We start from the raw sequence: 21558 nt of genomic DNA on the forward strand, positions 1-21558 counted from the left end.
CCGTCGAAGCCTCCCGGTCGGCGCTCCCCGTCACAGGAGCAGCCTCCGAGCGGCGTACGCGGCGTGGTGTGCGGCCTGCACTGTTTCGCGTTCACCTATGCTCTCGACGTATTTAAAATCGGGCTGGAAGCTCAACCCGATCCGCGCCGCGGGCTCCTCGTAGAACTCGCCGTGTTCGGAGACTATCGGGCAGGCCGGCGGCTCGGGGAGGTTCCCCACCGCCTCGGCGACGAGGTCGACCGTCGCCTCGAGGGTCGGTCCCTCCCGCGCGCTGGCGAACCCGATCCCTTCGACCGAGCGGATCCGGCTGGAGTCGACGCTGGCGTGGACCGCGGCCGCGACCATCAGGTACTCGCCGTCCTCCTCGTGGCGGCCACTGATGTCGACGCCGACGACCTCAGGGGCGGGAGCCGTCCACCCTGGTTGGCGCGTCGACCGCGTGCGTTCGAACCATGCCCGCTCGTACGTCGCCCCTCGGCTTGAATTTCCCGCCGTATTATGTGTCCCCGACAGCGTCGTGGACCGTATGTCGAAACCGTGGCTGTACGCGTGGGGGCTCGCCGCGGTCGCCTTCGGGGGCGCGTCGCTCGTCGTCCCGCTGTACGTCGTCGAACTCGGCGGGTCGGCGGCCACGCTCGGGACCCTCGCGGCGGTCGCGGCAGCGGTCGGCGTTCCGGGCGCGCTCGTCTTCGGCCGGCTCGCCGATCGGACGGGACGGCGACGGGGGCTCGTGCTCGGCGCGCTCGCGCTCCTCGCGGCGACGCTCGCACTCCTTCCCGCCCTCGAGTCGATCCCGGCCGTGATCGCGGCCAACGGCGTCGTCTGGTTCGCGTTCGCCTCCGCGACGCCCGTCGTCACCCTGCTCGCGGTCGCCGGCGCACCAGAGAACGAGTGGAGCGCGCGGATCGGCGAACTGAACGAGTACCAGGGAGTCGGGTGGGCGCTCGGGCTTCTCCTCGGAACGGTCTGGACCGGAGCGGCGGCCCGCCTCGGCGACGCGAGCGGGATCGGCGGGCTCGTCCTCGCCCTCGCCGCCCTCGCGGGCGGCGGGCTCTTCGCCTCGGTTCGGTGGCTCCCGCCCGACGCCGATTCGGCGGACGTGTCGCCGCGACGGCTTCGACGCGCGCTCCGGCGGGCGAATCGCTTCAGCGTCCGGGCGGCGACGTTCCCGTTCGCGGTCGGTCGTGCCGACTTCCGGCGACTCCACCCGGAGCGGCTGACCGAGCGGTTCACCCCGACGCTCGCGCTCTACTTCGGCGCGCTCTCGCTGTTTTTCACCGGCTTCTCCGCCTTTTTCGCGCCGCTTCCGGCGTTCCTCACGGACGTCGGGATCGGATCGGACGGCGTGTTCGCCCTGTATCTCGTCAGCAGCGTCGCCTCGGCGGTCCTCTTCGAGCGGGCGGGGACGCTCTCGGGGCGACACGACCCGATGTCGCTCCAGGCCGCGGGACTCGCGGTTCGGGGCGTCGCGTTCCCGCTCGTCGCCGTCGTCGGGGCTGTCCTCGGCGCGTCCCTGTTCGGGCTCGTCGCCGCGGGCGTCGTGTTCGGCGTCATCGGATTCACCTGGGCGGTGATCGCCGTCACGGCGGGAACGCTCGTGACCCGGCTCGCGCCGACGTCGATCCGCGGGGAGGCGCTCGGCGTGTACGCCGCGCTCAGCGCGCTCGCCGGGGCCGTCGGGAGCGTGATCGGCGGCCGGCTCGCCGCGACGAGCTACGAACTGGGGTTCGCCGTCGCCGGCGGGCTGGTGCTCGTCGGCGCGGCGGGCGTGCTCTGGCTTCGGCGGTGCGTCCGCCGGGACGAGGTGCGCCCTCACGAGGAGAAGGGTCGGCGAGAGGAGAACCGGAGCTAGCGGGCCAGCGGCATGTTGTAGCTCGTCTCCTCCGCCATGACGAGATCCCACGTGTCCTCACACGCACAGGAGACCTGCTCGAAGACGCTCGGATCCTGGCGTTTGTCGAAGTCCTTGATCGCGGTCTGGACCCGGTCGTCACACTCGCCGCAGTTGTGTGCGCCCCGGTCCGAGCCGTGCCCCACCGGGTCGGAGACGACGATGGCGTCGACGTCGGCGGTCTCCTCGAGCACGTGCGCGACCGTCCAGAGCCACGGCGGGCGGTAGCCGCCCTCGAAGAACAGCTCGTCGACCATCGTGTACCGCTGGACGTTCGTCGGGTTCATCGAGACGGTGTGACAGCCGTCGACGGCGGCACAGCGGCGGATCGAGTCGACCATGTCCGCGGCGGCCTCGGGCTCCGCGAGGAAGGGCGGCTTCAGGAGGAGGTACGCCTTCACGCCCACGTCGGCCTCGAAGGCGTCGTCCGCGGCGGCCGCCTCCGCGCAGGCGTCCTCGAAGTCGGCGAAGTCGAAGTACTTGTTCACGCAGTCGCGGCGGACCCGGTCGGTCGCGGTCTCCAGCCCGACGGCCACGTCCGTCGCGATCCCGTGTTCGGCGAAGTCGCCGACCTTCTCGCGGTCGACGAAGTCCGGCAACGACTCGACGACGATCCGGTCGCGGTCGGCGAACGTCTCGGCTATCGCCCGCCGCGTCTCGGCGGGGACCTCGCGCTCGTCGAGGAAGGACCCGGAGGTGTAGATCTTGATCAGTTCGGCGGGCTCCTCGGCGTTCTCGCGCTCGTGGTCGAGACACGCCTCGATCTGGGTCAGCAGGTCCTCGTGGCTCACGCTCCCGCCCTCGACGGACTCGGCGACGTACCCGCACATGGTACAGCCGCCGGCGCGGGCCCAGCGGCAGCCGCCGGTGTTCAGGATGATCGTGAGCGAGTTCACCACCCCGTCGGGGGTGTTGTCCTCGTCGATCCAGACCCTGGTCGGCTCCGTCGGGTCGTACGTCTCGGACCGCTCCGCGCGGATGTCGCGCATGACCGCGTTGTGCGCGTCCATGCCGCGCCCCTGCTCGTACGCCTCGGGGCTCGGTTGACTCATTGTCGGGGAGAGCGGCCGAGCGCGTAAAGCCGTGTCGTCACGGCGAGGACCGTCGAGGGCGCTCGTCGATCGCGGCCGAGACCGCGCGGTGTCACGTCGGCAGGTTGGCGAACATGATCCCGAGCGCGAACGCGAGGAAGGTCGCCGACGCGACGACGGCGTACCAGCCGACGCCGACCGCGAGCGCGATCCGCCCGTCAAGTCCGGATCGCGAGTCGGGCGACCAGACGTCGCGAGCGGGGAGGAGCCGCAGACAGGCGACCGCGGCCGCGCCCGGTACGAGGAGGTTCGCGGCGACGACGCCGGCGACGATCCCGGCCGCCTCACCGCCCGTGACGGAGCCGGTTCCGGCGACGAGCAGGACCACGCCGAAGTACGATGCGACCTGAACCACGGCCACGACCGCCCCGATGACGAGGTAGTTCGCGAGGAGGGTTCGCGTCGGCCACGCGAACAGCGCGCGGAGCCGTTCCACGGCCAGGAGCGGTGACCAGGCGAACAACACGACGGCGGCGAACGCGGAGAGGACGGTCAGCTCGGTGGGGACCATGCGTCGGCGTCTCGTCGGGACGGCCCAAATATCCACCTCTCGACGACGCCCACGATCGCCCCGACCGCGTTGACGAGCGAGTCCCGCCACGCGAACGTCCGCCAGGGGATCGCCGTCTGGACTACCTCCACGCCGAAGCCGAAGGCGACCGCGACCGCCGCGGCGACGACCAGTCCCCGGACTCCGTAGCCCGTCGCGCGCGCCGACAGCGCGGCGAGGACCGCGTAGCCGACGAAGTGGAACGGATCCGTCGGAGCGATCGCGGCGGCGACGGGCCCGAGGAGGCCGAGGCCGAGCCCGGAGCCCCCGCTACCCCCGCCCGGAACGGGGACGACCGACGCGGTGAGCACGACGGCGGCGAAGGCGATCGCCGGGCGCCAGCGATCCCGGGGACTCCCGCGTGACGGGTCCCGGTGCGTGCCCGAGGCTCCGTCGCGATTCGAGTCGCTCACGGCCCCCCTTCGACCGGGGGTCGGATAGCTCTTCGCGAGGTCCGCGACCGGCCCGTCCCGACCGGAGCGCGGCTACGTCCGTCGCGATCGCCGTGGATCGCTCGCGAAACCACCCATGTGAACGTCCGTGCGCCGGGAACGTTCCCGGAGCGTCTCCGGTCCGAAACGGGAGATGGGTTCGTGTCGGCGCGTCCGTTCCTCCCGGCGGAGCGGTCCGAATCTCCGGGACCCATGTAACTGATATAGGTTTCGTCGAGACGTGAAGACCTAACACGCTGTGGGCCGTTTATAATGAACGAGCATTACATGACTGAAATGGGCGGCTACAGAGACCGAGTTGCACAGGTCGATCTCGGCGAGGGAGCGGTCGAGTACCGCGGGATCGACGACGAGGACGCCGAGAAGTACATCGGCGCGCGCGGGCTGGGCGTCAAGTACGTCTTCGACGCCGGCCCCGACGTCGACCCGATGGGTCCGGACAACCGGCTGGCGTTCATGACCGGGCCGCTCACGGGCACGCAGACCGTGATGAGCGGGCGGATCGCGCTGGTGACGAAGTCCCCGCTGACGGGGACGGTCACCGACTCGCACCACGGCGGCTGGTCGGGCGCGCGGCTCAAGTGGGCCGGACTCGACGGGATCCTGCTCGACGGCGCGAGCGACGACCCCGTCTACCTCATGGTCGAGGACGGCGACGTGGAGGTCCGCGACGCCTCCCACGTCTGGGGGAAGGGCGTCCACGACACGATCGACACGCTCGGCGAGGAGGTCGAGGGGTCGGTCGGGAAGAACCTCTCCGTGATGGCGATCGGCCAGGGCGGGGAGAACGGCGTCCGGTACGCCTGCGTGATGAACGAGGACGACCGCGCCTCGGGCCGCGGCGGCACCGGCGCGGTGATGGGCTCGAAGAACGTGAAGGCGGTCGTCGTCAAGAGCGGCACGGACATGCCGAAGCCGGCGGACCCCGAGACGTTCAAGGAGGGGTACCAGCAGGCGATGGAGGTCATCCGGGAGTCGGACGTCACCGCGCCCAACGAGGGCGGGCTCTCGATGTACGGCACGAACGTCCTGATGAACGCGACCGAGGAGATGGACGGGCTGCCGACGAAGAACGCGAAGTACACCTCCACGGAGGCGTACAACGGGACCGAGGGGATCGACGTCGACGCCGAGCGCGTCTCCGGCGAGAACGTCCGCGAGAACATCCTCGTCGACGAGCCGACGTGTCACTCCTGTCCGGTCGCCTGTAAGAAGGAGGTCGAGGTACAGCTCCACCACAAGGGCCAGGACATGAACGTCCGCACGGAGTCGTACGAGTACGAGTCCGCGTGGGCGCTCGGCCCGAACTCCGGGCACACCGATCGCGACGAGATCGCCCTGATGCTCGAGCGGTGTAACGACGTGGGCGTCGACACCATCGAGGTCGGCAACACGATGGCGATGGCGATGGAGATGACCGAGGAGGGGAAACTCGACGTCGGCATCGACTGGGGCGACTCCGAGCGGATGATCGACCTCATCGACGAGATCGGCAACCGCTCGACCGAACTGGGCGACCTCCTCGCGGAGGGTCCCGACCGGGTCGGCGAGCGCAAGGACGCACACGACAACAAGCTCTCGGTCAAGGGCCAGAGCATCGCGGCGTACGACCCGCGCTGTATGAAGGGGATGGCGATCGCCTTCGCCACCTCGAACCGCGGCGCGTGTCACCTTCGCGGGTACACGCCCGCGGCGGAGATCCTCGGGATCCCCGAGAAGGTCGATCCCTACGAGTGGGAGGGGAAGGGCGAACTCACCGCCACCTTCCAGGACCTCCACGCGATCTCCGACTCCTTCGACATCTGCAAGTTCAACGCGTTCGCGGAGGGGATAGAGGAGTACGTCCTCCAGTACAGCGGCATGACCGGTCGCGAGGTCACGGAGGACGAGCTGTTCGAGGCGGGCGAGCGGATCTACAACCTCGAGCGCTACTTCAACAACCTCGCGGGCTTCGACGGCGAGGACGACAGCCTCCCCGGCCGGTTTGTGGAGGGTCACCCCGACGCGATCCCCGGTCAGGGCGCGAGCGAGGGCGAACTCGCGGAGCTCGACCTCATGAAGGAGGAGTACTACGAGCATCGCGGCTGGGTCGACGGCGTCGTCCCCGACGAGAAGCTCGACGAGCTCGGGATCGACATCGGCCCCGGAACCGGCGTCTCCGCCGGCGACTCGGCAGCGCCCGCCGACGACTGAACGCTCCGCCCGCGCGGCCGGGGCGTCCGCCTTCACTTTTTAAGTAGCCGGCCGCGGTAGCCCCGGGCATGGCCCACGACCCGCTCTCCCCTCGCGAGGCCCTCCGAACGCGAACCGGGGCCGTTCTCGCCGCCGTGAGCCTCCTCGCGCTCGTGTACGGGGTCCTGATCGTCGCCGAATTGCTCCTCGGCGTCCTCGTCGCCGGATCCCTGTCGGTCGGCGCGTACCTCTCGTACCGGACGTTCGCCGTCCTCGATTCGATCGCCGACGCGGCACAGCGGTTCGCCGACGCGGCGGAACGCGAGTCGGGTGAAGCCGTCGCCCGCGACGCGTCGAGCGGGACGGATCCGAACCGTCTCACGGAGCGCGAGCGGTAGCCGGCCCTCGCGGGACAGTTTATATGCGATCACGGCGAACCCGACGGTATGACCGGTCGATTCGTCGCGACGTTGGGGACCGCGTTGACGACGTTCCTCGTCGTCACTGCGGTCCTCACGGAGGTGCTTTCGGCCCGGATCGCCTTCTCGGCGCTCGTCGGGCTGCCGATCGGCGTCGTCGCGGGCGCGGTCGCGGGAGTCGCGACGTGGGTCCGCCTCTGGGATCGTCCCGGCCTGCGTCCAGTCCTCCTCGGCGTCTCGGCGGTCGGCTACGCGGTGCTCGCCGCGGCCGCGGTGTCGTATTCCGTCCCGCCGGCGCGTCCGTTCGTGAGCGCCTCGGGCGCGGTCGGGTTCGGGGTCGTCTGCGGCGTCGTCATCTTCCTCCTCGCCCGGCGGGATCCCGAACGGCTCTCCGGGTGAAAATTGGGGAGGTCACGCGAGGACGACGAACCGGAGCAGCCACAGCGCGCCCATGCCGGCCGCGATGGTCGCGAACACGTTCTCCGTCCGCCACGCGACCGCGCCGGCGACGAGCCCGGCGATCAGCCGCTCGTCGAAGAGCGTCGCGGCGACCGAGGGGCCCACCGTCACCAGGTCGGGGAGAACGAGCGCCGCCAACACCGCGGGCGGGACGTACCGCAGCGGCCGCTTGACTCCCGACGGCACCTCGTCGATCCGACCGAACAGGTGGATGAAGGAGAGCCGGATCCCGTAGGTGAACGCTCCGATCACGACGATGGCCACCCAGACGCGCGGGTCGCTGACGACCGCGCCGACCCCGCCCGTCACGACGCCGTCACCTCCGTCGCCATCCCGGCGGCGATCCCGCACAGCGCGCCGACCAGCAGGCCGAGGTTGAGCGGGAGTCCGCCGGCGACGACCGCGATCGCGCCGCCGATGATCCCCGCGGCCGTCGTCGGACGGTCCTTCATCGCGGGGACCAACAGCGCGAGGAACACGAGTGGCACGGCGAAAGTGAGTCCCCACGCGTCGGGAACGCCCGCGCCCACGACGACGCCGACCACCGTTCCGATCTGCCAGACGACCCACAGCGACGCCGCCGCGCCGAGGTAGTAGCGCCACCGGCTGCGGTCGTCGTTCCGCTCGTACTCGGCGATCGAGAGCGCGTACGCCTGGTCCGTGAGCAGGTACGCGAGCCCGGCCCGCGTCCGGCGGGCGTAGTCGGCGAAGTACGGCGCGATCGACGCCGAGTACATCATCATCCGGAGGTTGATCACGACCGCGGTGCCGATCACGACCGCGAGCGGCGCGTTCGACCCGAGGAGGTCGATCGCGGCGAGCTGGGACGCGCCCGCGAACACGATCACCGATAGCCCGACCGCCTCCGCCAACGTGAGCCCCGCGTCGACGGCGGCGATCCCGGCGACGAGCGCGAACGGGACGATCCCGAGCATGAGGGGCGTCACGTCGCGCATGCCGGCGATCAGGTCCTCGTCGAGGACGCCCCCGTTCATGCCGGTCATTCGCGGGGGTAGGCCGGCTCGTCGTGTTTGGCGGCGAGGTAGTCGGCGTGTTCCAGCTTCGTCGTCGCCTTCCGCACGGTGCCGAGAAGCGAGTGGACCTCCCGCTCGGTCGGGTGCGCGCGGCCGAGCAGCCGACGCAACAACAGCGCGTTCTTCTCGCGGCGGTGCTCACGCTGGCCCGTCGACTCGAGGAAATCGCCGAAGAGGTCGTGGAGTCGCTCCACGTCGGCCTCGGGCGCGCGAGTGACCGCGGTGTCCGGAAGCTGCGTCTCCTCGACGGTGAGGTCGCGGAGCTCGTACAACAGCACCGTCGCCGCCTGCCCGAGGTTGAGGACCGGGTAGTCGTCGGCGGCGGGGATCGAACACACCTCGTCGAGCCGGGAGAGCTCCTCGTTGTTGAGTCCGCGGCCCTCGCGGCCGAAGACGATCGCGGTCGGCGCGTCGACGGTCGCGAGCGACTCGCGAAGCTCGACGGGCGTCTTGAACGGCCAGCGCTCGTGGCTCCGGTCGTCCTCTCCGGTGATCGCGGTGGTACCCACGGTGTGGTAGTTCTCGACGACCTCCTCGAAGGTCACCTCGTCGGCGTTCGGTAGGACGTCCTCGCGGGCGTGGCCGGCGAAGCCGTACGCCTCGCCGTCCTCGTCCAGTTCGGGTGGATCGACCAGCTTGAGATCGTGGAGGCCGAAGTTCTTCATCGCCCGCGCGATGGTGCCGACGTTGCCCGGCGTCTCCGGCTCCACGACGACCACGACCGGCTTTCGGCGCGTCGACGAGTCCTCGACGGCCTCGTCGGCGCGCTCCGTGTCTCCCGCGTTCCCCTCGCTCATCGGTTCGATGGGTACTCCGTCGAGAGGTCGACGTCGGAGTCGGCCAGCTCTTCCTCGCTGAGGCGGTCGTCCTCGTCGTCCTCGTCGGACGTCTCGCCGGCGAGCGCGCGGATGTCGATGCGGTCGCCCTCGAAGTTCTCCTCGAGGCGCTTTTGAACCTCGTGCTGGTCCGGGAGGTCGGGAAGCCCCTCGGGATCCTCCTCGACGTGCTCGACCGACGCGTAGCCGTCGGGGGCCTCGTTGCCGGCGGCGACCCACTCGTGGAACCGGTCGCCGAACTCCTGGCTGCCCTTGTGCTCGCTGCCGCCGGCCTCGCGGAACCAGTAGATGAAGTCGGGCTCGTGGTCGGCACAGAGCAGGACCTCCCCGCCCGGTTCGCCGTACACGATCTCCGCCTCCTTGCTGCGGTGAACCTCCTCCTCGCCGTACTCGAGATAACAGACGTCACACGGCTCCTCGAGAAGTCCGACGAGTCGCACGAGCCGCTCTCTGGGCTCCTCGGGGATCTCCTCGAGGGGGCGCAACTCGCCGTCCTCGGAGATGATCTCCTCCTCGTCGAACCGCCAGCCGCGGAGGCCGATGCTCACTTTCGCCATGTCCGGGGCTTGTCGCGGCGGCGATAAAAGCGCGTCCTTCCGGGCCTGTGGTTCCGGAATCTCAGGATCGGTCGCGATCGAGCGCGTGCTCCCGGTCGTGCTCCCGCTCCCGCCACTCCGCCGCGTCCTCCGGCGTTTCGGTCTCCAGAAGTTTGTCCAGCTTGCGCTCGAACTGCTCGTCGGTCAGGTCACCCTCGGCGTATCGGGTTCTGAGGCGGTCGATCGCGTCGGCGTTGCCCTCGCCGGCGTCCTCGCTTTGATCCCGGTCAGTCGCGGGTTCGGTCCGGTTCGCTTCCGATTCGCTCTCCGCCCTCTCGTCGGCTTCCTCTTCCTCTTCGTCGTCGAAGAGCATCGAGACCATCGGGACGACCACGACGTAGCCGAACAGCATGAGCGGGAGCCACCACCCGAAATCGAGGAGGAGCGCGGCCAGCCAGACGCCCGTGACCACGGTCGAGGCGATCTCGGTCGCGTTCTCCTTCGCGCGATCGAGCGGGGACGAGTCGGTCATACGCCCGGGTTCGGCGGAGACGGACAAAACGGTACCGTCGGTACTAGAAGGACGATCCCGTTTCTGCCGCTGTATTCTCGTTCACGACCGCTACCGCTCGGCTGAACACGGGAACCGTGACCGCGGAGAACGTCCACAAAGCCCCAGTCCCTCGGCCATACACAGTTGCTAACGCGGTGAACACGTCCAAAGCCCCAGCCGCGACGACTCGCGCGGTTCGTTGCGGTCCTCGGTCGTTCGCTTCGCTCACTCCTTGTGGTCCTTACGTCACCGTGCTTCGTCCTCGCGGCAGCGAGGCGCTACGCGCCTCTGGCAGCCGGCGGCGGAGCCGCCGGGACTGCCCCTTTGAGTCCCACCCGACCACACAGCCCCGCACCTCACGCCTCCCCAGCCTCGTCGACCGTCCTCCGCGTTGCTCCGGCCGGTCGACTCCCTCGCGCGCGTCGTTCGCGGCCCGGTGGGCCGCTCACGGCACGCGCCGACCGCACGACGGATCGTTACGGTGGATCGCTCTTCGTCTCGCCCGTCCCCTCGCCCGCCGGTTTCGGGCGGGCTTTAAGAGTCGCGACCCTCGATCCGGTATGCGAAACGTGGACGCCGCGGGGCTCGGGATCGGCGACGACCACCCGCCCCGGATCATGGGCGTGTTGAACGTCTCGGCGGAGTCGCCGTACGACCCGAGCGTGTACGACGACCCGGGCGAGGCGGCGGAGTACGTCGACGAGGAGCTGATCGACGAGGGCGCCGACATCGTCGACGTGGGCCTCGAGTCCGCGAACAAGGATCTCGACGTACTCTCCGCGGAGGCGGAACTGGAGCGGCTCGACGTCGCGGTCGAGACGCTCGAGTCGACCTCCGGCGACGCGGTCTGGTCGATCGAGACCCGGTACCACGAGGTCGCCGACGAGGCGCTCTCGCGCGGGTTCGACATGGTCAACGACGTCTGCGGGTTCGCCGACCCGGAGATGCCCCGCGTCTGCCGGGAGCACGACGCCGCCGTCTCGAAGATGGCCTCGCCGCCGGATCTCGAACGGCCGGGCGCGATAGAGGACGTGGAGGAGATCTACGACGCGCTCTCGATGAACGGGTTCACCGACAAGACGATCCTCGACCCCGCCTTCGGCGGCTGGTCGGAGGCCAAGACCCACGCCGACGACCGCGAGACGTTTCGCCGCCTGCGGGAGTTCCGCGGTTACGGCCGCCCGCTTCTCGTCTCGATCAACCGCAAGAGCTTCCTCAAGACGATCGCCGGCCGAACCACCGAGGAGGCGCTCCCGGTCTCGCTCGCGGCCACCTCGATGGCCGTCGAGCGCGGCGCGCACGTGATCCGAACCCACGACGTGGCCGAGACGCGGGACGCGGCCCTGATCGGCGAGGCGTTCTCCAGGAGACGACACCGCCGCGACGGCCCGGTGGCGGTCGAGGAGCTGGACGTGACCACGGTCCGCGAGGCCGAGCGCCACCTCGACCGGCTCGGTGCCTCCCGCGAGGTCGCCGAAGAGTCCGTCGTCCACACCTACGAGCTGTCGGGGCTCCCGGCCGAGGCCGTCGGCGCGCTCCGAACGGCCGCCGACGGGGACGCCGCCGCGTTCGCGGTCGGGCGAGCAGACGACGGAGACCACGGGAGTCGACACGCCGCCCCCGGGGCCGCGACTCGGGGCGTCCTCGTCGGCACGACCGCGGGGATCTCGTCGGTCGTGTCGGCCGTTTCCGGGGTTTCGGAGGCGCTCGACGCCACTCTCACGACGATCGGCGACACCTAGAAGTAAGAGAAAGTTTATGCCGTCGTGTGGACAACGCTTCAACCGGACGCCGAAGGGGCACGCGGGTAGGGGTACTCTGTGCCACTTCGGCCCATACCATATTCACCACCGTGAGCGGCTGCGCCGTCCCGACGACGCGACCCGCCGACCGATCGACGCGACGCCGGAGGTGATCCCGTGAACTTCGACACTTTCGAACCGGTCTACGAGGCGATACTGATCGATTTCGGGTTCGATCGCGACGCTGACGAGCGAGCCCGCGACGTCGCGGCCGAGTCGTCGACGCCGTTCGACCTCTCGCGGTTCGACGACTGGGAGGGTCGAACCGTCGCCGTCGCGGGCGGCGCGCCGCGCCTCCGCGAGGACGCGGAGATCCGAATCGCCCGCGAGGCCGACGTCGTCGTCGCCGCGTCGACGGCGGCGGACGTGCTCCTCGAGGCGGGCGTCGCCGTCGACTGCCTGGTCACCGATCTCGACAAGAACCCCGAGACTGCGGTCGAACTGACGGAACGGGGCGTGCCGGTCGCGGCACACGCGCACGGCGACAACGTCCCGGCGGTCCGCGAGTGGCTCCCCCGGTTCGACGCCGACCACACCCTGACGACGACTCAGGCGGCTCCCGTCGGTCCGGTCCGCAACGTCGGCGGGTTCACCGACGGCGACCGCGCCGCGTTCCTCGCGGACCACGTCGGAGCGGGACGGCTGACTTTCCCGGGCTGGAACTTCGACGATCCGGACGTAGACCCGATGAAGACGCGGAAACTGGAGTGGGCCGCCCGGCTGCTGGGCTGGTTGGAGCGGCTTCGCGGCGAGCGGTTCGCCGTCCTCGACGACCGGCGCGAGCGGGTCCGTCACGAGGTCGACGCGCTGCTCGCGGAGTGAGTCGAGCGCGGGAGGGGCCGTCTCAGAGCTCGAAAACGAGTCCGTAGCCGAAGAGCGCCAGGAGCCCGGTGAAAAGCGCCAGGAGCACGCGACGCTTCGTTATCCACGATCGCGTCCCGAGCGAGGACGGTCGTCCGGGTCGGTGACCGTTCCGCCGTCGAAAGGAGGTCCGGCGACCCTTCGGAACGCAGCGCTCCTCACGCCGATCGCCCATCGTCACCTCCGGTTTCGTCGCCGGTATCATCGCTGGTGTCGCCGGTGTCGTCGTCGCTTTCGTCATCGTCCGCGTCGGCGGTTCCGCCGTCGCTGCCGTCACCGTCGTCGTTCCCGTCCTCGGACGTCCCCGTTTCGTCGTCACCGCTCTCGTCGTCACCGCTCTCGACACCGTCGCCGTCGGTGGTATCGATCCCTTCGGTCTCACCGTTTTCGGTGTTCGTCGTCCCGTCATCACCGCTCTCGTCGTCCTCGCCGTCGATCCCATCGGAGTCGTCCTCCGGTTCTGGGTTCTGCGCGTCGTCCGTTCCGTCCGTCTCGTCATCGGCGTCGTCTCCGTCGCCCTCGTCGCCGATGTCGTCGCTTTCGCTTCTTTCGTCGGGGCCATCACCGGAATCAGAGTCGTCACCGGCGTCGGAGTCATCACCGGCGTCAGCCCCGTTGCCTCCGTCTTCCCCGCCGTCACCGGCGGCGTCCTCGTCGCTTCCGGCCGTCCTCTCGTCGTTCTCGACGTCGCCGTTCTCGTCGCTCTCCGTATCGTTCTCCGGCTTCGTCGGTTGCTCCGATTCCGTCTCGGAGGCCGTCTCGTTCGTCGATTCGTCGTCGCCGGCGGCTCCGTCGTCGGGATCGCCACCGGTGTCGGCGTCGGCATCGCTGGCGTCACTATCGCCGTCGGCGTCGGCATCGTTGGCGTCACTATCGCCGTCGCCGACGTCGTTGCCGTCTATCTCGGGGGTCTCAGCGCCTCCATCGACGGAGGTTCGGGTGGTTCCGACGCTGTTGCCCTGGCCGACGCCCTTCTTTTCACCCCGGTCGGCACCGTTTCCGTTGCCCCGACTGGTGTCATTCTCGTCGTCACCCTCGGCCGTCTCGTTCCCGACCGTGGAGTCGTTCGTCTGCGTCGTCTGCGATCCGTTCTCCACGGAGCTCTCCTCGGATTCGAGTTGCTCGAACTCGTCGACGCTCGCGAAGTTCCCCTGGACGGTGACCTCGTCCGAGAACACTGCGAGCGTCCCGGCTCCGCCGCCGAACCCCGCGAGTAACACGAGAACGGCGACCGTCACGACCGACGCGGGGCGGGTCATCGTCCCTCCTCGTCGTCGGCCTCGGCGGCCTCGGCGATCTCGTCGGGCTCGCCGGCCTCGACGACCGCCTCCGACCCGCCGTCCGCGGCGGGCGCGATCAGGGGCCGCTCGAAGATCCCCATCGGATTTCCATCGTCGGTTCCCCTCGATCCGCCGGGGCGATCGTTCTCGTGATCGTCGAAGTCCTCGAGGTCGTCACCGTCGGCGTCCGATCCGGCGTCGTCGCCCTCGGCGGGGGCGTCGCGGTCGGCGTCGCGGTCCCCGTCGTCCCCGTCGGCTCTGCCGTCTCCGCCGTCTCCGCCGTCTCCGCTGCTTCCGTCGCCCGTGTCATCTCCGCCGTCGTCCGCCGAGCGGGACAGGTCGTTGGACGGTCCCTCGCCGTCGCCGGACGTGACGAGGAGTACGCCGGCCATCAGGAGCGTCATGCCGGTTCCGACCGCGACCGCGATGGAGAGAGCGGTCTGAAGCGTGTACGCCGTGTACGCCGCGTACGGGACGAACGCCAGGAGGACGCCGACGGCCCCCTCCACCGTCCGGTTCGTCACGACGAATCCCGGCTCGTCGGCCGCGTCGGACTCGCTTTGGGCGGATTCTGTCGCGGCCGCGGCAGTCGTAGCCGTCGTCTGCGTGTCCATCGCTTCCGCGTCCGCGTCGGCGTCGACGACGGCCGATCCGGCCGCCGTCGAGTCCCCGCCGCGCCCGGTTCGAGAGCCGTAGAGGCTCCAGACCTCCGAGAGCGCGAGCAAGGCGAACGGCAGGACGACGAGCAGGGTGAACCCCGCCGGCGAGTCGGTGAACTGGATCACGTACCCGATGTACGGGATCGAGAACGCCACCGCGCCGAGGACGTTCGAGGCGGGCACCAACGCGGAGTCCGGCCCTTCGTTGGCGTCGCCCTTCGTCTCGAAGGCGACCTCTCCGCCGGTTCCCGTCACCCCGATCACGCGGTGTGTCACCGGCACCTCGCTCTCGCCGCGGACGAACGTGATCACGTCGCCCTCGCCGATCGCCGCCGCGTCGCGTTCGTCGACGACGACCACGTCGCCGGGGGCGATCGCGGGCGTCATGCTCGCCGTCAGGACGACGAAGCTGTACTCCGCCCCGACGACCGCCGGCACCGCGTACACCACGAAGGGCGCGACGACCGCGATCAGCAGGGCGATCCCGAGCAGGTTGGCAAAGCGTTTGAACGTGATAGGTGAGTTCATCGTAGGTCCTCCGAGTCGCAGAGCGCGTTTTCGTCGGTAAACGTCCCGCCGACGAGTTCGTAGAGCGTTCCTCCCGATCCGTCGGAGCCGAACGCGTCTCCGATCGTAAGGACCTCCGAGCAGCTGGTGTGGATCTCCACGCTCTCCGAGGCACCTTCATCGTCGCCGTCGACGATCTCGATCGTCGTGTTCTGTCCGAGGCTCGTTCCGACGTTCCCCCACGCTTGAGAGACGTCGCTGCCGTCGGCGGTGAACGTTCCACCGGGCGCGATCGTCGCGTCCTCGAACACGACCTCGTTTCCGCCGCCCGTCCGCTGGGTGGTGACCCGGATGGTGGCGTCGGATCCGCCGTCGTATCGGAACGTCAGGTCACGGTACCGGACGTTTCCGCCGCACTCGCAGTCGCCCGGATCGTCGTGGTCGTCATCGCCGTTCTCGCCGTCATCGTCGACGCAGACGTCGATCTGGATGTTGCTGATTCCGGCGAGACCACCATTCCCCGGACCCTCCGGCGAGTACAGTATCTCACTCGTGTCGTTGCTCGGCGGCTCGATCGGGTACGTCTTCGTGTCGTTTCCGCCCTTGATACGGACCTCACAGAGCCGTCCGGCCGGGTCGCCGTTCGCGTCCACGAGCTCGAAGCTGACGCCGACGGCCTCGCCGCCGTCCTTGTCCTCGACGTCGGTGACGAAGAGGTACGCGTTGCCGGCGAGTTGACCCTCGTCGATCGGGAGCCACGTCGAGACGTCGTCGATGTCGCTGATGACGACGTCTCCGTCGATGTTGGCCTTCCCAACCGGGTCACAGTTCGGACACTCCTCCTGCGGCTCGTCACACGGTCCGAACTCCGCGTAGGGGTTCGATCCCGCGGCGTCGTCCTCGGAGACGTGCCGGCACTGTTCGGTATAGAGCAAGAACTCGAACTCGGTCGTCCGCCCGGCCGCGGCGGCCGGCGCGTCCTCGGGAAGCTCCCAGGCGAGTTCGATCTCGATACCGTCGCCATCGGGGTCGAGACACGCGTCGCCGTCGAGGTCGTCAGCCCGGAGTCCGCCGGCGAACTCGCGGCGGAGCTCCGAGAGCGACCCGGACGGGAACACCCAGTCGTCGCCGATCTTGAGTGAAACCTCCAGCGCGTTGCCGAGCGGGTCCTGCGTCCGGGGGCAGGTCGTCGCGAACCAGAGGCGCGCCGGGTTGGTTCGAACGGAGACGTCGAACGTGACGTCGCCCCAGTCGCCGCGGTCGATCGGGTTCTCGGGCGCGTAGCTCACGGTCCCGTTCGAGACGGCACAGCCCGCGTCCCCGTTCGAATCCGAACACGACACGTCGAGTTCGACCTCGCCGGCACCGATCTCGTTGCGCGGCAACGTCTCCCCGTCGGAGAGGTACGCGAACGTGCCCGCGCCGCTCGCGGCACCGATCGCGCCCAGTCCGCCGAGCCCGGCGAGGAGCCGGCGGCGGCTGAAGTCGGCCGGTCCGGAATCTCCTCGTCCGCTCCCGTCGGTGGTCATTGTGACACCCCCGAGTCAGCCGAGTCAGCCGAGTCCGCCGATTCCTCGTGGTCCGGCACCGGTTCCGCGAACGGGTTGCCGTCCCACGCGCAGTCGACCGCGTAGAACTTCACGTCGAAATCGACGGAGCCGCCCTTCCCGGCGTTGCCGCCCTCGCCGATCGGGAATCTCCAGTTGAACGCGAGACAGCGGCTCTCGTCGGGTCGTAGGCAGCCGTTGTCGAGGACACCGGGATCGACTTCGATCCCTCCGACGAGGTCGTCGTCGTCGAGTTCCGCGAGAGTTCCCGAAAAGATCCCGTCGCCGAAGGTCGGAAAGTTCGGAAAGCTCTCGACGTTCTCCGCGCCGGCACAGCCGCCGACGCCGAGGAACCCGGTGTCGTAGCGAACGGACATCTCGATCCGTTCCGCGAGCGCCTGACTCGCCGCGTCGTTTCCGATCTCCGGATCGATCTTCATCCACACCCGGACGCCGTCCGGGACGTTCTCGCCCGGATCGTCGATCCGGAGGCCGACGCTCGTCGAGCCCGCGTCCATCGGGAGGACGTTCTCCTGGTCGATGAGGCGGACCGACGCGTCGGTGACCTCGTCGCTCGGGCTCTCCCGGACGAGCTGACCGTTGTATCTGCTGCGCCAGCCGACCAAGAGCTGCGTGGGGACGTCCGACTGCGCGTAGGTATAGCTCGTGTACTGGTCCGGCGTGCTCGTCGGCCGGCCGCCGGCCATCCCGAGGGTGGCGAAGCCGACGGCTCCGATGCCCGCGAGTGCCTGCCGCCGAGTCAGATGTGTGTCTCGTTTCGTCATTCGTGTTCCGTGGTCGGCTCCGGACGGCCGGTTCGTCGATCGTCTCCACGCGTCCTCGGTACGTATGTATGCGCCTCCTACCCAAGCGGTTCGGATACCGAACCACATTGATTGGGCCATTGAACGACCGTCAAGGGATGCCTATCAGGTAGGTCGTCCCCCGCTCTCGTCGTCGATCGTCTCCGAATCCCGTCGTCGGTCGCGTCCGTCGCGATCCGATACGGGAATCCCACCGGCGGAGTCGAACCGCCGTCTCGACCGTTCCAACCGAGGAATTCGGGTGGGAGGGGGAATCAGGTTCCGAAGAACCCGTTGTGCGTGATCAGGCGGTCCCGGTCGCGTTCCCTCCGTTCGTCACGTTGCCGTCGTTCGTTCCGTTCGAGTCGTCGGGGGCGTACGGATTCGTTTCGCCGTCGTTGTGGCGGCACTGTTCCGCGGCGAAGCCGATCGCGAACTCCACGGAGTCGGTCTGAATCTCGTTGCCGACCGTCGTGGGAAGTTCCCACTCGAAGCCGAAACAACGGGTCACGGAGTTGGTGAAACAGATCCGTTCTTCCGACTGTACGTTGGCGTCCAGTTCGATACCCGCTTCGAGCGCGGTCATCACCTCGCGTAGCGTACCCTCGGCGATGACCTCCTCGCCGGTGAGGATGACCGAGGAGATCTGCGAGTAGATGTCGTCGAGATCCGTGCCGGTCGGCGAGTCGTAGTAGAGTGTGGTTCCGTTGCTCGAACTCGCCATGTCTATGAGCGTGTTCTGGGCGGTGCTTCCGTTACTGACACCCAACCCGATCGTGAACACGGTGATTCCATCGTTTTTCGCGTCCGTTGCCGCGTCCTTCGCGTTCTGGACGTGGTCGGAACCGGCACGATCCGACTCGTTCGGCTCGCCGTCGCCGAGCAGAATGATGACCTCGTCGACGCCACTTCGACCGTTGTCGTTGAGCTCGTCGGCCGCCAGATCGACACCGGCGTCCATCATGGTGCGTCCGGCATCGGAGATCCCGGCGGGCTCGGGCTGGAGATACGTTTCGACGTTCGAGTGGGTACTCGTGAGGCCCTGTCGGAGCTGCCCGGTCGATTCGAACGTCACGAGGCCGACTCGGTCGTTGGGGCCGAGGTTCTCGACGAAGTCCAGCGCCGCCGCCTTCGCCTGTTCCATCTTGCTCCCGGGACCGCCTCCCATGGAGCCGGAGTTGTCGATCGAGAGCATCACGTCGACGCCCTCGCTCTCCTCGTCGCGCTCTCCCTGGTGGACGTTGTCGCAGTTGTCGTCGTACCAGATCTTCGCCCGGATCGAGTCGGCGAGCTGCCCGTCACCGTCGGGGTCGTCCGTGGGATCCCCCATCTCCTCGAGCGCCTCGATTTCGGGTTCGGTGTAGCCGTTCTGGTTCTCGTCCGTGAGCATCCCGCCCATCCACATGTAACCGGGATTGTCGTACAGGTGGGTGCTGAAGGTGACCTCGCCGTAGTCGCCGGGTTTCACGTCGCCGATGCGGATGAGCGCGTCCTCGAGGTCTCCCGCGTCGATCAGCTCGTCGCGCTGGAATCCCTCACCTTCGCCGGTCTCGGGGTCGTAGACGCCGTTCGCGCCGATGACCCAGTCTTCGGCTCCGGGGTACTCGGTCCGGTTGGGAACCTGATCGAGGAGGTACACGCCGGTGTCGTCGTCGGTCGGTTCCATGTCCTCGTCGACGAACGTGGCGTTCGGGTAGTTCTCCTGGAGCTCCCCGAGACGTCCGGGACCGCCCCGGTACGTCATCCGGTAGTCCATTTTCAGATCCAGCTCACCGGCGGTGAGCGTGTTGCCTTCGAACGACTCGTCGTCGCTGAAGTAGGCGGTCGTTCCGAGTCCTGCTCCCGCGGAGGCGACGCCCACGGCCCCGAGGCCGGCGAGCATCTTGCGCCGCGAGAGTCCGATTCCTTTGTCAGTCATGATTGGTCCCCCGGAGGGGAACGTCCCACTGGCGGGTTCGAACCGCCTGATCGACCGCTCGTTCGGAGCTTCGAGTGGGGTAAGCGACGGAAGTCGCTCGCGTCTGGATGTTCGTCGCTCTATGCGGGACTGATCGTCTCGTCGGCGAACGGATTGTACGTGCCGTCGTTGTGGCGGCACTGCTCCGCGTAGAAGTCCAGGTCGAAGACGACGGAATCGCCCTGGATCTCGTTGCCGACTTCGTAGGGGAGGTGCCACTCCAACGCGATACAGCGTGTGTCGGAGTTGGGGTAACACTGCCGCCCCTCGCGGTTGCGGTCGGAGTCGAGCGGATAGCCGCCAGCGATGCCGTCGACCACGTAGTCGTCGAGGAACCCGTCCGAGGTAACGTTCGGACTCTCCGTGAGGAGGTCGTACAGCGACCCCTCGAATATCGGCTGTTCGCCGCCCGCGGTGAAGCCGATCTCCTCGGCGACGCTCGTGATCGGATCCGTGTTCGGGTCGGTCGGTCCGTTGATAGCCGCATCGATGTCGGTGTCGAGCACGAGCATGAACCGGTGGTTTCCGGGGAGCGTGCTGATCTCCTCGAGGACGTCGACGGAGTTCGGCGGCGTCCCGAACCCGACGATCAGGTATCTGTCGACCTCTCCGCCCTCCGATCGGAGATTGTCGCTGGCCGCAGCGAGGAACTGGCTCGTATCGACGTTGATCCCGTTCGTGATCAGGACCATTACCCGTTCATCGTCCTCGGAACATTCGGCGAGCGCATCGGCCCCCGCCTGGATCGCGTTCGGTAGGTCGGTACCGCCCTGTATCTCGTCCTGATAGTCGATCGTCTGAAGGCCCGTGGAGTCGTTGTAGCTTCCACCGTCGGTGCCGACGACGTCGTTCACGTCGCTCGTCGGCAGGAGGACGGTATCCGCGGTCGTCGTCCAGTTGGTGAGTCCGACGCTGAACGGGGCGGTGTCGCCATCGCTGCTTTCGGCTCCGTTTCCGGTGTCGAGTCGATCGACGTACGTTTCGAGCGCCTCGATCAGGAGTTTATCCTTATACTCGGTGACGGATCCCGTGGGTGCCGAACTTCCCATCGAATCGGTGTTGTCGACGACGAACTGGATACAGACGTCGCTCCCCTCGTCGAAGAAGTTGTCACAGTCGTCGTCATACCAGAGCGTGGCCTCGATCTCCTTCGCGAGCTGTGCTTCCGCCTCCGCTAACGCGATCACGTCGTCGTCGGTGAACTCCTCGCCGAGTTCCTCGGCGTACCGCTCGACGAGCGCCTCGCGTTTGGGGTCGTTCAATTCGCCGACGGTGTGTTCGAAGCCGCTCGCGTTGAGCCAGAGGTACGCCGGGTTGTCGAAGACGTGTTTGCTGATCGTGATCTCGCCGCGGTCTCCGGGCTTGACGTCGTCGAGGTCGATGACGGGGCCCACGAACTCGTGATTTCCGCTTCCGTCGGTGTCCTCGAAGCTCGCGAACTGGCCGCGGTAGGCCTCCTCGATCGCGTCCTCGTCGGCATTGGCCGGAAGTCCGACCAGCGTCGGGTCCTCCTCGAGCTGGAATCGCGTGTAGATCGGGTCCTGCCGGTCGTCGCCGTCCAGGTCGGGGTAGGCGTTGACCGGCTCCCACGTCGTGTGGTCTTCGGGGTCTTGCCCCTCCAGACCCATGTAGTAGCTCTGTTGCCAGTCCATCCGGAGCTCGACCGCTCCGGCCTCTATCGTGTTGTCGGTGAAACCCTCCTCGTCGCTGAAGAACGCGGTGGTGCCGAGGCCCGCGCCGGCGCTCGCGACGCCGATGGCCCCGAGGCCGCCGAGCAGCGTGCGGCGGGAGAGTCCCGTGATTTTCTTGTCTGTCATGTTTGTGTGATATGAATGGGGAGATTCCCCCGTCGGTCAGGTCTTCGTTCAGTTCCCGCCGTCGTCACCGGAGACGTCGCTCTCGTTGGCCGTATCGTCGCTCTCCGCCTCCTCCGCGAACGGGTCGTCGTTGTGGCGGCACTGCTCGGCCGCGAAGTGGACGTCGCCGCTGAAGGAAGCGCCCTGGACGAGGTTGCCGGGAGACATCGATTCCGTGATATCGAAGGAAGTTCCGTCGACTGCGACCTCCTCGCCGATGTCCCCGTGCGAGGGTAAGTAGAGGTAGACGCAGACCTCGACGGAGTCGGCCGCCAGCTCCGCGCCCTCGACGT

Annotated in this window: 21 protein-coding genes; 6 read left to right on the top strand and 15 right to left on the bottom strand. The window is 68.4% G+C overall.

Annotation, left to right across the window (positions count from 1 at the left end; genetic code table 11):
* Positions 1-30: 30 nt before the first annotated feature.
* Positions 31-381 (bottom strand): DUF2209 family protein, encoded by a 351-nt coding sequence (locus FN829_RS12965; RefSeq protein ID WP_142987458.1) that lies wholly within the window; start codon positions 379-381, stop codon positions 31-33.
* A gap of 145 nt (positions 382-526) precedes the next feature.
* On the opposite strand from FN829_RS12965, the gene FN829_RS12970 reads away from it, so the two are divergent.
* On the top strand, positions 527-1852 hold the full coding sequence (locus FN829_RS12970; RefSeq protein WP_142987388.1) for an MFS transporter: 1326 nt from the start codon (positions 527-529) through the stop codon (positions 1850-1852).
* Here FN829_RS12970 and FN829_RS12975 read toward each other — a convergent pair.
* From FN829_RS12975 to FN829_RS12985, 3 genes are all read right to left on the bottom strand, one after another.
* Complete coding sequence (locus FN829_RS12975) at positions 1849-2943, bottom strand: archaeosine biosynthesis radical SAM protein RaSEA (protein ID WP_142987389.1); 1095 nt, start codon at positions 2941-2943, stop codon at positions 1849-1851. The two genes, FN829_RS12970 and FN829_RS12975, sit on opposite strands and share 4 nt — an antisense overlap.
* Before the next feature lie 91 nt (positions 2944-3034).
* Positions 3035-3493 carry a hypothetical protein gene (locus tag FN829_RS12980; protein ID WP_142987390.1) on the bottom strand — a complete coding sequence of 153 codons (459 nt, stop codon included), beginning with the start codon at positions 3491-3493 and terminating at the stop codon, positions 3035-3037.
* Complete coding sequence (locus tag FN829_RS12985; protein WP_142987391.1) at positions 3475-3945, bottom strand: VanZ family protein; 471 nt, start codon at positions 3943-3945, stop codon at positions 3475-3477. Before FN829_RS12985 ends, FN829_RS12980 begins: the two co-directional genes overlap by 19 nt.
* A 306-nt stretch (positions 3946-4251) precedes the next feature.
* On the opposite strand from FN829_RS12985, the gene FN829_RS12990 reads away from it, so the two are divergent.
* From FN829_RS12990 to FN829_RS13000, 3 genes are all read left to right on the top strand, one after another.
* Positions 4252-6177, top strand: a complete 1926-nt coding sequence (locus tag FN829_RS12990; RefSeq protein ID WP_142987459.1) for an aldehyde ferredoxin oxidoreductase family protein — start codon at positions 4252-4254, stop codon at positions 6175-6177.
* Between the two features lie 68 nt (positions 6178-6245).
* Positions 6246-6554, top strand: a complete 309-nt coding sequence (locus FN829_RS12995; protein ID WP_142987392.1) for a hypothetical protein — start codon at positions 6246-6248, stop codon at positions 6552-6554.
* Positions 6555-6602: 48 nt separating this feature from the next.
* Entirely contained in the window at positions 6603-6974 is a 372-nt protein-coding gene (locus FN829_RS13000) for a hypothetical protein (RefSeq protein WP_142987393.1), read from the top strand.
* 12 nt (positions 6975-6986) lie between these two features.
* On the opposite strand, the gene FN829_RS13005 is transcribed toward FN829_RS13000, so the two are convergent.
* The 5 genes from FN829_RS13005 to FN829_RS13025 all read right to left on the bottom strand — a co-directional run bounded on the left by FN829_RS13005 (position 6987) and on the right by FN829_RS13025 (position 9972).
* Complete coding sequence (locus tag FN829_RS13005; RefSeq protein ID WP_142987394.1) at positions 6987-7343, bottom strand: AzlD domain-containing protein; 357 nt, start codon at positions 7341-7343, stop codon at positions 6987-6989.
* The gene (locus tag FN829_RS13010) at positions 7340-8029 is read right to left on the bottom strand and encodes an AzlC family ABC transporter permease (protein WP_142987395.1); all 690 of its coding nucleotides are present in this window, start codon (positions 8027-8029) and stop codon (positions 7340-7342) included. The genes FN829_RS13005 and FN829_RS13010 overlap by 4 nt, the downstream gene beginning before the upstream one ends.
* Before the next feature lie 5 nt (positions 8030-8034).
* Positions 8035-8865, bottom strand: coding sequence for an RNA methyltransferase (locus FN829_RS13015; protein ID WP_142987396.1), 831 nt, complete (start codon positions 8863-8865; stop codon positions 8035-8037).
* A complete protein-coding gene (locus FN829_RS13020) occupies positions 8862-9461 on the bottom strand; it encodes a hypothetical protein (RefSeq protein ID WP_142987397.1) in 600 nt (199 codons plus the stop codon). The genes FN829_RS13015 and FN829_RS13020 overlap by 4 nt, the downstream gene beginning before the upstream one ends.
* 61 nt (positions 9462-9522) lie before the next feature.
* Positions 9523-9972, bottom strand: a complete 450-nt coding sequence (locus FN829_RS13025; RefSeq protein ID WP_142987398.1) for an SHOCT domain-containing protein — start codon at positions 9970-9972, stop codon at positions 9523-9525.
* A gap of 581 nt (positions 9973-10553) precedes the next feature.
* Here FN829_RS13025 and FN829_RS13030 point away from each other — a divergent pair.
* Together FN829_RS13030 and FN829_RS13035 are read left to right on the top strand one after the other, a co-directional pair.
* The gene (locus FN829_RS13030; RefSeq protein ID WP_142987399.1) at positions 10554-11735 is read left to right on the top strand and encodes a dihydropteroate synthase; all 1182 of its coding nucleotides are present in this window, start codon (positions 10554-10556) and stop codon (positions 11733-11735) included.
* Between the two features lie 177 nt (positions 11736-11912).
* The gene (locus FN829_RS13035) at positions 11913-12617 is read left to right on the top strand and encodes a 6-hydroxymethylpterin diphosphokinase MptE-like protein (protein ID WP_142987400.1); all 705 of its coding nucleotides are present in this window, start codon (positions 11913-11915) and stop codon (positions 12615-12617) included.
* 197 nt (positions 12618-12814) lie between these two features.
* Here the strand turns inward: FN829_RS13035 and FN829_RS15965 are convergent, their stop codons facing one another.
* From FN829_RS15965 to FN829_RS16260, 6 genes are all read right to left on the bottom strand, one after another.
* A complete protein-coding gene (locus FN829_RS15965; protein ID WP_185955761.1) occupies positions 12815-13915 on the bottom strand; it encodes a hypothetical protein in 1101 nt (366 codons plus the stop codon).
* Entirely contained in the window at positions 13912-15123 is a 1212-nt protein-coding gene (locus tag FN829_RS13045; protein ID WP_142987401.1) for a signal peptidase I, read from the bottom strand. The genes FN829_RS15965 and FN829_RS13045 overlap by 4 nt, the downstream gene beginning before the upstream one ends.
* Positions 15120-16631, bottom strand: a complete 1512-nt coding sequence (locus FN829_RS13050) for a DUF7467 domain-containing protein (protein WP_142987402.1) — start codon at positions 16629-16631, stop codon at positions 15120-15122. The genes FN829_RS13045 and FN829_RS13050 overlap by 4 nt, the downstream gene beginning before the upstream one ends.
* Complete coding sequence (locus tag FN829_RS13055; protein WP_142987403.1) at positions 16628-17434, bottom strand: hypothetical protein; 807 nt, start codon at positions 17432-17434, stop codon at positions 16628-16630. Before FN829_RS13055 ends, FN829_RS13050 begins: the two co-directional genes overlap by 4 nt.
* Positions 17435-17756: 322 nt before the next feature.
* Positions 17757-19370, bottom strand: a complete 1614-nt coding sequence (locus tag FN829_RS13060) for a vWA domain-containing protein (protein ID WP_142987404.1) — start codon at positions 19368-19370, stop codon at positions 17757-17759.
* Positions 19371-19489: 119 nt separating this feature from the next.
* Positions 19490-21226 (bottom strand): vWA domain-containing protein, encoded by a 1737-nt coding sequence (locus tag FN829_RS16260; RefSeq protein ID WP_185955762.1) that lies wholly within the window; start codon positions 21224-21226, stop codon positions 19490-19492.
* Positions 21227-21558 lie beyond the last annotated feature (332 nt).

Origin of the sequence: Halorubrum cibi (assembly GCF_900182635.1) — an archaeon.
GTDB lineage: Archaea > Halobacteriota > Halobacteria > Halobacteriales > Haloferacaceae > Halorubrum > Halorubrum cibi.

Bases quoted from the DNA above. Each gene is read 5' to 3' on its own strand.
- FN829_RS12970 (WP_142987388.1), top strand. From the start codon at position 527: ATGTCGAAACCGTGGCTGTACGCGTGGGGGCTCGCCGCGGTCGCCTTC.
- FN829_RS12975 (WP_142987389.1), bottom strand. From the start codon at position 2,943: ATGAGTCAACCGAGCCCCGAGGCGTACGAGCAGGGGCGCGGCATGGAC.
- FN829_RS12980 (WP_142987390.1), bottom strand. From the start codon at position 3,493: ATGGTCCCCACCGAGCTGACCGTCCTCTCCGCGTTCGCCGCCGTCGTG.
- FN829_RS12990 (WP_142987459.1), top strand. From the start codon at position 4,252: ATGACTGAAATGGGCGGCTACAGAGACCGAGTTGCACAGGTCGATCTC.
- FN829_RS12995 (WP_142987392.1), top strand. From the start codon at position 6,246: ATGGCCCACGACCCGCTCTCCCCTCGCGAGGCCCTCCGAACGCGAACC.
- FN829_RS13000 (WP_142987393.1), top strand. From the start codon at position 6,603: ATGACCGGTCGATTCGTCGCGACGTTGGGGACCGCGTTGACGACGTTC.
- FN829_RS13010 (WP_142987395.1), bottom strand. From the start codon at position 8,029: ATGAACGGGGGCGTCCTCGACGAGGACCTGATCGCCGGCATGCGCGAC.
- FN829_RS13015 (WP_142987396.1), bottom strand. From the start codon at position 8,865: ATGAGCGAGGGGAACGCGGGAGACACGGAGCGCGCCGACGAGGCCGTC.
- FN829_RS13020 (WP_142987397.1), bottom strand. From the start codon at position 9,461: ATGGCGAAAGTGAGCATCGGCCTCCGCGGCTGGCGGTTCGACGAGGAG.
- FN829_RS13025 (WP_142987398.1), bottom strand. From the start codon at position 9,972: ATGACCGACTCGTCCCCGCTCGATCGCGCGAAGGAGAACGCGACCGAG.
- FN829_RS13030 (WP_142987399.1), top strand. From the start codon at position 10,554: ATGCGAAACGTGGACGCCGCGGGGCTCGGGATCGGCGACGACCACCCG.
- FN829_RS15965 (WP_185955761.1), bottom strand. From the start codon at position 13,915: ATGACCCGCCCCGCGTCGGTCGTGACGGTCGCCGTTCTCGTGTTACTC.
- FN829_RS13045 (WP_142987401.1), bottom strand. From the start codon at position 15,123: ATGAACTCACCTATCACGTTCAAACGCTTTGCCAACCTGCTCGGGATC.
- FN829_RS13050 (WP_142987402.1), bottom strand. From the start codon at position 16,631: ATGACCACCGACGGGAGCGGACGAGGAGATTCCGGACCGGCCGACTTC.
- FN829_RS13055 (WP_142987403.1), bottom strand. From the start codon at position 17,434: ATGACGAAACGAGACACACATCTGACTCGGCGGCAGGCACTCGCGGGC.
- FN829_RS13060 (WP_142987404.1), bottom strand. From the start codon at position 19,370: ATGACTGACAAAGGAATCGGACTCTCGCGGCGCAAGATGCTCGCCGGC.
- FN829_RS16260 (WP_185955762.1), bottom strand. From the start codon at position 21,226: ATGACAGACAAGAAAATCACGGGACTCTCCCGCCGCACGCTGCTCGGC.